Raw genomic sequence first — 11,301 nt, 5'->3', positions numbered from 1 at the left:
GTCACAACCCCCGGGGGGGACCCCCCCCCACACCCCCCCGGTTGATGATAAAACCACCCCCGGGGGCGGGCCGGGTTTTTTGACACCGGGGGCCCCCCCCCCCCGCACCCCCAGGGTGCGGTAGGTGGCAGACCCAGCGTGGTCCTGTCCGGTTGCCGTGCTGGCCCGTGCCATGTTGAGTGCGAAATAGGGCAGCGCGTTGAGCGGCGAAGGGGTCACCGGGCTCGCAGTCCTGGGCTTGCCGCAGGATCGGCTGTCGGCGTCGTTCGATGTCGGCTGTCCGATGGTGGTGTCGTTTGTGCGGCTTGCCGATCCTGAGCCGCTTGAGGCGGTCGCGGGTCTCTCGCGTGGCGGCTCGGCCTCGTCGACGCGCCGCAATCCCTTGGTGTGTAAGGCAACCACGGCCACCGCGCTCGCAGATCGGGTCGATTCGTTCAGCGAACGTGGTCATTGAGCAGCGTGATGGCGACCGGTTGTCGACCATGTCGGTCACGTGTCGGGTATCGCCGCGTAGCGGTGCGCGAGGTGCCGGCATGCGTTGAGGAGTTCGGCTGGGTGCAGGTCCGTGAGGTCGGTGTCGAAGGTGGCGAGGATTCCGGCGATGCCGGCCCAGGACCAGGCGCCGAGGGTGAGGCGGCAGTGATCGGTGTCGAGGTGTTCGACCACGGAGCCGCCGGGTGCCCAGCGGGCCACGGTGCGGGCGGGCAGGTGGAGTCGTGCGCTGCCGGTGCACGGCCAGGGGGCGGGAGTGTCGCCACGGTCGTGGCTGCTCATGACGAAGTGGGCGAGATCGCCGCCGGGCAGGTCACGATGATTGAAGCGGGACGTTGTGGGGCGGGGGTGCAGCCGGTCCACACGGTGTACTCGCCACTGGTGGTCGTCGAGGTCGTAGGCGACGACGTACCACCGGCCCGCCCACACCACGAGGTGGTGCGGCTCGATGCGGTGGGCGGCGGCGAAGTCGTGGTCTTCGGGGGCGGGGCGCGTTCCGTCCGGGCGCAGGAGTTCGGTGACAAGGACACGACGGTGCCGTACGGCGGTGCCGACGGCGCTGAGCGCGGCGGGATCGATTGGTGCCGCGGGAAACTCCCAGTAGTTCTGCAGCCGGGTCAGCCGCAGGGACTCCATCGCGGCACGCAGCGTCTCGGGCATGGCCTGCTGCAAGGTGGCCAGTGCCCGCGCGGTGTCGTCCTGCAGGTCGAACACGGTGCTGGGCGCGGTCTGCAACGCGACGGCGATCGCGAGCGCCTGGTCGTGGTCGAACAGCAGCGGCACGGTGTGTCCGGAGCCGAGCCGGTAGCCGCCGTCGGGACCGCGAACGGTCGTGATCGGGTAGCCGAGCCCGCGCAGGGTGTCGAGGTCGCGGCGGACCGTGCGCTCGCTGACCCCGAGCCGGGCGGCGAGGTCGCGCAGCGGCCATCGCCGGCGCGATCCCAGCAGGGACAGCAGCCGCAACGCTCGATGTGAGGTGCTCGCCATCATCCCATCCTGGCATCGGTACTGGTCGTTCGGTGACCAGTACCGGTGGCACTGTCTGGCTCGGACAAGTGATCACTCGGCAGTGGAGGATGGATGAGCATGCGCGTCGTCGTGGTCGGGGGCGGGATCGGCGGGCTCGCGCTGGGTGCCGGGTTGCGCCGCAGCGGATACGAGACGGCGGTGTACGACCGTGACACCGATGTCGCCGCGACCGGCGGCTACCACATCACCCTCGACCAGCGGGCCCAGTCGGCGCTGGAGCGGTTGGTGGCGCCGGAGATCATGCGGCGGCTGCTGGCGTCGGGGTCGGCGCTGCGGCTGCGGGAGCGGGACGCGTTCTGGGACCGGCGCGGCCGCCTGCTCGGGCACGGCCCGGACCTGACCGGCAGCGCGAGCGTCGACGTCGATCGCATCACGCTGCGCACGCTGCTGGCCGAAGCCGTCGGTGAGGACCTGCGCCTCGGGCGGGAGGTGTCGGGTGTCGATCACGACGAGCACGGGACGCCGCGGGTGACGTTCGCCGACGGCACATCGGTCACCGCGGATCTGGTGGTCGGCGCCGACGGCACTCACTCGGTCGTCGCCCGGCACCTGGCGGCGGGCCCGACCAACCGCCCGGCCGGCATCATCGGATTCTCCGGGCGCACCCGGCGCGCCGACCTCGGCCCCGCTGAGCAGCAGCGCCTCGGGCCGCGCTCGGCGCTCGCGATCGGCCCGCGCGGCGCCGCGCTCTACATCGGGTTCCTCGACCCGGTCGGCAATGCCGCCCTCGACGCTCCCGAGCTGCGGATGTCGGTCACCGCCGGCCCCACCTACATCTGGGGCGCGATGTTCCCCGAATCCGCCCAGACCGAATCCCTGCGCGACCTGCGCGGCGCCCAGCTGCAAACCGCGCTGCTCCGCCGGTTCCGCGACCGCGGGTGGGCCGATCACACGCTGGAGGTCATCGCCCGCGCCGATCCGGCCGGCGTGGCCGCGTTCCGGTTCAACGCCGCCTCGACCCGCGCCACCGATCTCGCGCCGTGGAAGGCCGGCCGGATCACCGCTCTCGGCGACGCCGTCCACGCCACACCACCCACTGCCGGCATGGGCGCCGGTGCGGCCATCCGTGACGCCGCCGACCTGCTCGACCAGCTCGGCACGACCATCGACGGCACCACGACGCTCGCCGACGCGATCGGGCGTTTCGAAGCCGGGATGCGCCGGCGCGGCGGCGAAGTCCTCACCCTGGCCATGAAGACCGTCCGCTGGATCCTGGCCACCGACACCACCCTCGGCGCCGCGGCCACCGCGGTGGCCACCCCGATCCTGGCCGTGGCCACCCGGTTACGGCGCTGAGGTCGCCGAGCCGCGTTCACCGATGCGCTGCCAGCACCGCTGCGAGGCCCTCTTGCAGATCTTCGACGAAATACTCGGGAACCTCCAGCGACGGGAAATGTCCCCCGGTTTCGGGTGACCGCCATCGGACGATCTGTCGGTACCGCTCCTGTGCCAAGGGGCGCGGGCACTTCTCGACGTCGCGGGGATACATGGTGAGTGCCGACGGGACGTCGACCCGGAGTTCGGGGTCCAGCGAGTTGTGGCTTTCGTAGTAAATTCGGGCCGCCGACGCGCCGGTCCGCGTCAGCCAATACAGGGTGACGTCGTCGAGAACTCTGTCCATGGAAATCGTCTCGAACGGGCTGTCTTCGGTGTCCGACCACTCGGCGAACTTGTCGAGGATCCAGGCGAGAAGCCCGGCCGGTGAATCGACGAGCGAGTAGCCGATGGTCTGCGGCCGGGTCGCCTGCTGCTTCGCGTACGCCGCGCGGTGGCGCCAGAAATCGCGGGTTTCCTCGGTCCACTCGCGCTCGACCGCCGTCAGCCCGTCCGTTGTCAACCCGGGTGGTGCCTCCGCGAACGTCGTGTGGATGCCGAGAACGTGCGCCGGGAACCTGCCGCCGAGAACCGTGGTGATATTGCCTCCCCAGTCACCACCGTGGGCTGCGAACTTGCCATAGCCGAGCCTTCCCATGAGCTCCACCCACGCGGCCGCGATCCTTTCGGTTCCCCACCCGGTGGTGGCCGGCTTGTCGCTGTAACCAAAGCCCGGTAGCGACGGGACCACGACGTGGAACGCCGGCGCGTCCGCGTTTTTCGGATCTGCCAGCTCGTCCACTACGTCGATGAACCGGACAACGCTGTCCGGCCAGCCGTGCGTCAAGATCAGCGGAGTGGCATCCGGGCGTGCGGATCGGCGGTGCAGGAAGTGGATTCCCAGACCGTCAATGGTCGTGCGGAACTGGCCGATCCGGTTGAGGCGCTCTTCGAACGACCGCCAGTCGTACCCCGTGCGCCAGTAGTTCACGACATCGACGAGGTCGGCGAGAGGAACGCCCTGCTCCCATCGGCGAGGGCCGGGCGCGGCGCGATAGACCGTCTCGGCCTCTGGTAGCCGCGTCGCGGCCAGTCGCGCGCGCAGATCGTCGAGGTCGGCGTCGGTCGCGTGGGCTTCGAACGCTTGCACGTCGCTGGTTGAACGGGGCATGAGACCTCCTGACCATCGTGGAACCGGCTAAGGCGGTTCTAGCATGTCGTCAGGCCCGGGTGCAACCAGCTAAGGTGGTTCCATGCGTGCTGGGTTTCCTGACTTTCGCCTCGGTACCGTGCTGGCGACCAGCTTCACGGCGACTCTGACGGAGCGTCGCGGCGACGCTGTGGAGCGCATTCCCACGCCCCAGCGGCTCGTCGACTGGCTGGCGGTGAACGGCCTCGCCGTGGACTCCTGCACCACCGCCCAGCTCGACCTCGCCCGGGAACTGAGGGAGTCGATTCACGCCGCCGCGACAGCGGCCGCGATCCAGGACGCTCTCCCCGCGTCTGCTGTCCAGGTCATCAATGACCGCAGCGCTCAGGGCCGGGCCGCGGCGATCCTGACGCCCGAGGGTGAGCGGCGATGGCGGCTCAGCTCGGCTTCCTCCGTGGAAGACGCCCTCGGCGTCATCGCCGCCGACGCGATCAGCGTCATCGCGGGGGAACGGGACGGAAAACTGGCCTTGTGCGCATCACCAACCTGCCAAGCCGCCTTCTTCGACGTCAGTCAGAGTCGCACCCGCAAATGGTGTGACATGAACACGTGCGGGAATCGTCAGAAGAAAGCGCGCTTCACCGCCAACCAGCGAAAAAAATTCGGATCGGCGGAGTGAAGGCCGTCTCGGTGCCGCCGGCGGAAATCTCCGTCGCCCGCGTGAGTGACGTCGGTACGGCGACCGCCGGTGCCCGGCAGGACCGGTACATCCATAGGGGTGGGTATTCCCAGGAGAGGCGTGAATCGTCGCGCGGTACACCGACGCGATCGGCGTATACTGTCGGTGCGACGCCATACCTCCCGCGCGAACAACTGGATCGCTGTTTCCGACACTCTCCGGACCTAGGAGTGGCGCAATGGAAGGTCGCATTGAAGCTACCGGCCACGGCTGGACCGTGGGCATCGAGAGCAACATGATCATGTTCCGTCGTCTGCACGCGACGCACGAGCAAACCAGTATCCCGCTGCGAGATGTCGTCCGGGGGCGCACCCGGCCACCGCGGGCGTGGTTCAAGGGCGAATTCGACGTCCTCATTCACGAAATGGAACCGACGAGCGTCAAGTTCACCCGGCGCCAGGCACCCGACTTCGAGAAACTGTATTCGTCGGTTCAGGCCGCCCTGGCACACATCGACTAGCGATCGGCGGCACTGCCGTCACCCGGTCCGGGCGGGACGGACGGCGAGTACCTGGTTGACCCCGATCCGGTTCTGCTCGAAGGCGAGCGCGGAGGCGGCGAGGTAGAGCCGCCAGACCCTGGCCCGTCCCGGCGTGGCCAGGCCGGTCGCCTCGGTCCAGTGCGTTTCCAGGTTCCGTACCCAGGCACGCAGTGTCGGCCCGTAGTGTTCGCGCAGCGCTTCGACGTGCCGGATCTCGAAGCCGGTGTCCTCGATCAGCTTCACTGTCGTGCCGAGCGGCATCAGTTCCCCGTCGGGGAACACGTACCGGTCGATGAACTCGTCGAGGCGATAGGTGGTCTCGTCCGGCGTCGGGCGGCGGGAGATCTGGTGGTTCAGCAGCCGTCCCCCTGGCTCGAGCAGGCCGTACAACGCGTCGGTGTACTCGCGATATCGGGCCGAGCCCACGTGTTCGGCCATCCCGATCGAGCAGATCGCGTCGTACGGACCGTCGGTGATCTCCCGGTAGTCCTGGATCCGGATGTCCACCCGATCGGACAGTCCGGCCCGGTTGACGCGTTCGCGGGCCAGCGCGGCCTGTTCGGCGGAAATGGTGATGCCCACCGCGCGGGCGCCGAAGTGCCGGGCGGCGTGCAGGGCCATCGAACCCCAGCCGCAGCCGACGTCGAGCAGCCGATCGCCCTCGCGCAGGTCCAGCTTGCGGCAGACCAGATCGAGCTTGGCGGCCTGGGCCTCCTCCAGCGTGCCGAGGGGGCCGTCCTTGCCGTTCCAGTAGGCGCAGGAATACACCATGGACGGGCCGAGCAGCAGCGCGTAGAAGTCGTTGCCCACGTCGTAGTGGTGGCTGATCGCCGCGCGGTCACGCCTCACGCTGTGCCGTGCGCCGCGGCGCCGCCGGTTCTCCTCCGGCGGTGGCGCCGGGGGAAAACCGGGACCACCGGCCAGCACCACCATCTCGCGCAGCGCGGCCACGGCCTGCGGGTCCCGCACTGTCGCGAGCGCACGGCGCGCCTCGTGGTGCCACGACCGGGCGACCTCGTGCTCGTCGACGAATCCGGCCAGCCGCTCCAGCGCGTCGAAGAGGTCGCCGTCGACGTCGAGGTCGCCCGCGACCCACGCCCTGGCCAGGCCGAGTTTGCCCGGCCGCCACAGCAGGCGCCGCAGCGCACGCCGGTGACGGAACACGAGTGCGGGCGCGTCTCGGGGCCCGGCCTCGCTGCCGTCCCAGGCGCGTATCCGCACGGGTAGCGGTTCGCCGAGCACCGGCGTCATGGCCGCCGCCAGCCGGTCCGCCTTCCGCGCCATCGCACACCTCCCTGGGGAGCAGTGTGCGACGACGCGTATCCGCGGGCAACCGGGTACCCGTTCGTGGCCGGGCGCGCCGGACCGGTCAGCGGACGATGATGGCCGGGTCGCTGGTGCCGGGCCTGCCGTCTTCGACGTGCCCGGCGAAGCGGCGCAGGAACGCCTTGTCCGTGCTGGAAGTGACGGTGATGTCGTACCAGTGGTGGTTTTCGCCGAGGGGTTCGGTGTGGGACACGGTCTGTCCCGGTTTCACCGTGAAGGTCGCCTTCCGCCCGCGGTAGGCCTCGGTGAGGCTCAGGCGGCACTCGGCCGTGCCCGTGTTGGTCATGACGAGTTCCACGGCGTCGTTCGCGGGGCGGTGGCGGGCGGTGACCTCGGGGCCCGCGGTCGTGGTGTGGCCGGCGAAGCCGCGCAGGAAGCCGTTCGGACCGTGCACCGTGAGGTCGTATTTTCCTTGCTGCCCACCGGTGTGCCAGGTGTCGGCGATCGTCTTGCCCGCTTCGGTGGTGTAGGTCCACGGGCTGTCCTTCCGGTTGCCGGACCGGACGTGGAAGCACACGCCCGCCGGGCCACCGCCGAAGGTGAGGGTCAGACCGCCGATCGCGGGAGACACGGCCACGTCGGTCCACGGCTCGTAGCGGAGCGGGCGGGTGCGTTTCGTCCCGGATTCCTGTTTGGGCAGCACGGGACGCGCGGGCGGGGTGGAGCGGTAGACGGGTTCCGCCGGCGGTTTGCCGTGGGGCTCGTAGGCGGCGGTGCTCGGCAGCGCGGGCTTCGCGGGGCGCTGCAGAGTGAAGTCGAAGGCGGAGGTGAGGTCGCCGCACACGGCGCGCCGCCACGGCGAGATGTTCGGTTCGCGCACACCGAAACGGGTTTCCATGAGACGGAGGATCGAGGTGTGGTCGAACACCTCGGAGCACACGAAGCCGCCGGTGCTCCACGGCGAGACGACGAGCATCGGGACGCGCTGGCCGAGGCCGTAGGGGCCGGCCGGATTGCCGAGGCTGCCGGGGTACTGCTCGCCGGTGGTGGCGACGGTGGACAGGCCCTGGGCGGCCGATGACGGCGGGAAGGGCTGGGGGACGTGGTCGAAGAAGCCGTCGTTCTCGTCGTAGGTGATGAGCAGGACGGTTTTGCTCCACACCTCGGGATTGGACGTGAGTGCTTCGAGGACGCGGGAGATGTACCAGGCGCCGTAGTTCGGCGGCCAGTTCGGGTGTTCACAGAACGCTTCGGGCGCGGCGATCCAGGAGATCTTCGGGAGTTTCCCGGCCTTGACGTCGGCGGTGAGGACGTCGAAGTAGCCGTCGCCCTTCTTCGCGTTGGTGCCGGTGCGTGCCTTGTCGTAGAGCGGCTGACCGGGCTTGGCGTCGCGGTAGGAAGTGAAGTACAGCAAGGAGTTGTCGCCGTAGTTGCCGCGGTAGGGATCGTCGATCCAGCCCCACTTGCCCGCCTTGTCGAGGCCGTCCCCGATGTCCTGGTAGAACTTCCAGGAGATACCCGCCTTTTCGAGGCGCTCGGGGTAGGTCGTCCAGCCGTAGCCCGCCTCGGCGTTGTCGATGACGGGGCCGCCGCCCTTTCCGTCATTGCCGACGTAGCCGGTGTACATGTAGTACCGGTTCGGGTCGGTCGGCCCGTTCAGCGAGCAGTGGTAGGCGTCGCAGACGGTGAACGCGTCGGCGAGCGCGTAGTGGAACGGGATGTCCTCGCGCGTCAGGTAGGCCATGGTCCGCGCGGTCTTGGCCGGGATCCACTGGTCGGCCTTGCCCTGGTTCCAGGCGCGGTGCCCGCCGGTCCAGCCGTGGTCGAGACCCTCGATGCAGCGCATGCCCAGGCCGGAGTCGGCGGGATGGTAGGGCAGCACGTCCTTGCCGCCGTCGGACTGGTACCAGACCGGTTTGCCGCTGTCGAGCGTGATGGGCCGGGGATCGCCGAGGCCGCGGACGCCTTTCATCGAGCCGAAGTAGTGGTCGAAGGAGCGGTTCTCCTGCATCAGCACGACGATGTGCTCGACGTCGGCGAGCGTGCCGGTGCGGCGCGCGGCGGGGATGGCGGCGGCGCGGGCGATGCTGTCCGACAACGCCGTGAGGCTTGCGGTCGCTCCGGCGATCTGGAGGAACCGTCTGCGGTTGAGTTCGGCCATGTCGTCGGTCCTCTCGCACCCTGCGGGATGTGACGCGCCTCATAGCGGCGGCTGGTCGTGGACATTTGTACATGTTTAGCGTGCTGGTGTCCACGCTTCACCGGCGAAAAGTTGGTGAATGCGGTGTGTATTGCGCGTTTTCGAGCACTTTCGCGCAGTTCGAGTGCCCGTGATGTGGTGTCGCGAACGCTTCGTTGTGGACGTTGATCATCCCCGGCGGCCCGTTCGGGGCATGCTCTGGGTGTCGCCATCCGCAAGGGACGGACTCGTCCGCTATGTGTCCCGGACATCTCCGTGGTCGCTGAGCGCGCTGCCGGAATCAGCCGAAGCACCTTGTCTCACCTGTCGAGGCGAAGTAGCATGCCACTCTGCCAATAAAGGATGCTACTTCACGTGTCTTGGCTGTCGTACTTCAACGGTGAAGGATGTGAGCGATGGTGGCGCAGGTTCCCGACGCCGTCCGGGCACACACGATGCGCAGGGTGATGTGGCGGATCGTGCCGCTGCTCATGCTCTGTTACGTGGTGAACTACCTGGACCGCACCAACATCGGGTTCGCCAAGTTCGGCCTGGAGAAGACCTTCGGCATGTCGGCGGCCCAGTACGGGTTCGCGGCGGGGGTGTTCTTCGTCGGCTACGTGCTGGCCGAGGTGCCGAGCAACATGATCATGGCGCGGGTCGGGGTGCGGATCTGGCTGACCAGGATCATGGTCACCTGGGGGATCGTCGAGACGATCATGGCGTTCTCGCCCAACGTCGAGATGGTCTACGTAATGCGCTTCCTGCTCGGCATCGCGGAGGCGGGCCTGTTTCCCGGCATCCTCGTCTACCTCGCCCGCTGGTGCCCGAACCGCGAGCGGACCCGCGTCATCGCGACGTTCATGGTCACGATCCCGCTCGCCGGCACGATCGGCGGACCACTCAACGGCTGGATCCTGTCGGGCATGGACCACGTGTTCGGGCTCGAGGGCTGGCGGTGGGTGTTCGTGCTGGGCGGTATTCCGGCGATCCTGCTGGGCGTCGTGTTCTTCACGACGGTGACCGAGCGGCCGTCCGAAGCGCGCTGGCTGCGCGCCGCGGAACGGGAGTGGCTGATTTCGACGCTGGCGCAGGAGGAACGGGAGCGCGGCGCGGCCGGTCCGTCCACGCATCGCGCGGTGTTCCGCAACCGGCGGGTCCTCGTCCTCGCCGTCGTGTACTTCCTGGTGCAGTGCGGCGCTTATCCGCTCGCCTACTGGCTTCCGTCGGTGATCAAGGGCGTCGGCCACTCGCTGACCACGGTGCAGGTCGGGTGGCTGGCCGCGGTGCCGTTCCTCGCGGCCGCCGTCGCCATGTTCGTGACCGGCAGGCGGGTGCGCCGCACGGATTCCGCGCGGCCGGTGGTGCTGGCGTTGCTGGTCTCGGTGCTGATGTTCACGGTGAGCGCGGCCGGACTGGGGACGCCCGCGCTCGCGTTCGGCGCGATCACCGTGGCCACGATGGCCGCGGAGACCGCCAAGCCGCTGTTCTGGTCGCTGCCGACGGCGTTCCTGGCGGGCGTGGGCGCGGCCAGCGGGGTGGCACTGATCAACTCGCTGGGCAACGCCGCCGGATTCCTCAGTCCGTTCGCGGTCGGCTGGATCCAGCAGGTCTCCGGGGGGAACACCGGTTTGTCCATCGGGGTCATGGCGTCGGCGAACGTGCTGGCGGTGCTGGTGATCGGCGGGCTGTGGTGGTCGAGGCGGCGGGTGACGGGGCTGCCCGAGGCGGCGGGCGTGCCGGGCCCGGGTGCCGGCCGCTGACCTTTATGCTGGCCGGACCAGCCGCGCCGCACCGGGAGCCCCGTGACCACCGAGCCACTCGACAGCAAGAGCGAACAGATCGCCACGGAGATCCGGGACGCCATCCGGTCCGGTGGCCTGGAGCGCGGACTGCTGTACTCCTCGCGGGAGCTGGGCGAGCGGTTCGGCGCGTCCCGGACACCGGTGCGGGAGGCGCTGCTGAAGCTCGCCGATCTCGGGCTGGTCCGGATCGAGCGCAACCGGGGCGCGCGCATCCTCGGCCCGGACGGCAGGGGCATCGTCGAGCTGTGCAGTATGCGGGTGCTGCTCGAACCGCCCGCGTGCCAGAGCGCGGCGGCGGTGATGACCGGCCGGGACGACGCCGCGCTGCTGGCGCAGTACGAGATCATGAAGGAACGGGCCGACGGCGGTCCGGAGTACTTCGCCGCCGACGAGCGGTTGCACACGCTGATTCTCGAGGCCAGCGGCAACGCGCGGCTGGCGAAGTTCGTCGCCGAGCTGCGGCAGACCCTCGCGCTGGACGGCCGGTTCAGCGTGCCGCAGTACCAGCCGATCGACGTCGCGCTCGGCGATCACTGGGCGATCGTCGACGCGCTGCGGCGCCGCGACGGCCGGGCCGCCGCGAGCGCGATGCGGCGGCATCTCGTCCGGTCCGGCGACCTGCTGGTCGAGCACACCAGCGGTGACGACCGGGGCCTGGTCGCCGAATGGCGCCGCTGGGTGGAGATCGCGGTGCCCGCCGAGGACCGCGTCATTCCCTAGAGCCGCTCGCCGACGCCGTTCGCTCGATGTGGGGGGGGTGGGACTTTTGGGCGATTTGTTGTCGGAGGTGCTCGGGGTGAGGATATTCTGGGGGGGCGGCGGGGGGGGCCCGCCCCCGGGGGGTGG

Annotated in this window: 10 protein-coding genes; 6 read left to right on the top strand and 4 right to left on the bottom strand. The window is 69.4% G+C overall.

Features of this window, described 5'->3' with window-relative positions; genetic code table 11:
- Positions 1–199: 199 nt before the first annotated feature.
- A complete protein-coding gene (locus tag ACFWY9_RS20885; RefSeq protein ID WP_378339631.1) occupies positions 200–454 on the top strand; it encodes a hypothetical protein in 255 nt (84 codons plus the stop codon).
- A 35-nt stretch (positions 455–489) separates the two neighbouring features.
- On the opposite strand, the gene ACFWY9_RS20880 is transcribed toward ACFWY9_RS20885, so the two are convergent.
- Positions 490–1,479, bottom strand: coding sequence for a helix-turn-helix transcriptional regulator (locus ACFWY9_RS20880; protein WP_378339629.1), 990 nt, complete (start codon positions 1,477–1,479; stop codon positions 490–492).
- A 93-nt stretch (positions 1,480–1,572) separates the two neighbouring features.
- Between ACFWY9_RS20880 and ACFWY9_RS20875 the strand changes: the two genes are divergently transcribed.
- Complete coding sequence (locus ACFWY9_RS20875) at positions 1,573–2,817, top strand: FAD-dependent oxidoreductase (RefSeq protein WP_378339628.1); 1,245 nt, start codon at positions 1,573–1,575, stop codon at positions 2,815–2,817.
- A gap of 16 nt (positions 2,818–2,833) precedes the next feature.
- Here the strand turns inward: ACFWY9_RS20875 and ACFWY9_RS20870 are convergent, their stop codons facing one another.
- Positions 2,834–4,006, bottom strand: coding sequence for an epoxide hydrolase family protein (locus ACFWY9_RS20870; protein ID WP_378339627.1), 1,173 nt, complete (start codon positions 4,004–4,006; stop codon positions 2,834–2,836).
- Positions 4,007–4,088: 82 nt separating this feature from the next.
- Between ACFWY9_RS20870 and ACFWY9_RS20865 the strand changes: the two genes are divergently transcribed.
- The gene (locus tag ACFWY9_RS20865) at positions 4,089–4,664 is read left to right on the top strand and encodes a CGNR zinc finger domain-containing protein (RefSeq protein ID WP_378339625.1); all 576 of its coding nucleotides are present in this window, start codon (positions 4,089–4,091) and stop codon (positions 4,662–4,664) included.
- Between the two features lie 238 nt (positions 4,665–4,902).
- The gene (locus tag ACFWY9_RS20860; RefSeq protein ID WP_378339623.1) at positions 4,903–5,184 is read left to right on the top strand and encodes a hypothetical protein; all 282 of its coding nucleotides are present in this window, start codon (positions 4,903–4,905) and stop codon (positions 5,182–5,184) included.
- A gap of 18 nt (positions 5,185–5,202) precedes the next feature.
- On the opposite strand, the gene ACFWY9_RS20855 is transcribed toward ACFWY9_RS20860, so the two are convergent.
- On the bottom strand, positions 5,203–6,489 hold the full coding sequence (locus ACFWY9_RS20855; protein WP_378339622.1) for a class I SAM-dependent methyltransferase: 1,287 nt from the start codon (positions 6,487–6,489) through the stop codon (positions 5,203–5,205).
- 85 nt (positions 6,490–6,574) lie between these two features.
- Positions 6,575–8,632 carry a phosphocholine-specific phospholipase C gene (locus tag ACFWY9_RS20850; RefSeq protein WP_378339620.1) on the bottom strand — a complete coding sequence of 686 codons (2,058 nt, stop codon included), beginning with the start codon at positions 8,630–8,632 and terminating at the stop codon, positions 6,575–6,577.
- A gap of 434 nt (positions 8,633–9,066) precedes the next feature.
- Between ACFWY9_RS20850 and ACFWY9_RS20845 the strand changes: the two genes are divergently transcribed.
- A complete protein-coding gene (locus tag ACFWY9_RS20845) occupies positions 9,067–10,413 on the top strand; it encodes an MFS transporter (protein ID WP_378339618.1) in 1,347 nt (448 codons plus the stop codon).
- 42 nt (positions 10,414–10,455) lie between these two features.
- Positions 10,456–11,175 (top strand): GntR family transcriptional regulator, encoded by a 720-nt coding sequence (locus tag ACFWY9_RS20840; RefSeq protein ID WP_378325800.1) that lies wholly within the window; start codon positions 10,456–10,458, stop codon positions 11,173–11,175.
- Positions 11,176–11,301: the final 126 nt, after the last annotated feature.

Source organism: Amycolatopsis sp. NPDC059027 (assembly GCF_042739735.1).
GTDB lineage: Bacteria > Actinomycetota > Actinomycetes > Mycobacteriales > Pseudonocardiaceae > Amycolatopsis.
Note: the sequence above shows the minus strand (reverse complement) of the source record. Positions and strands in the feature narration are given on the sequence as shown.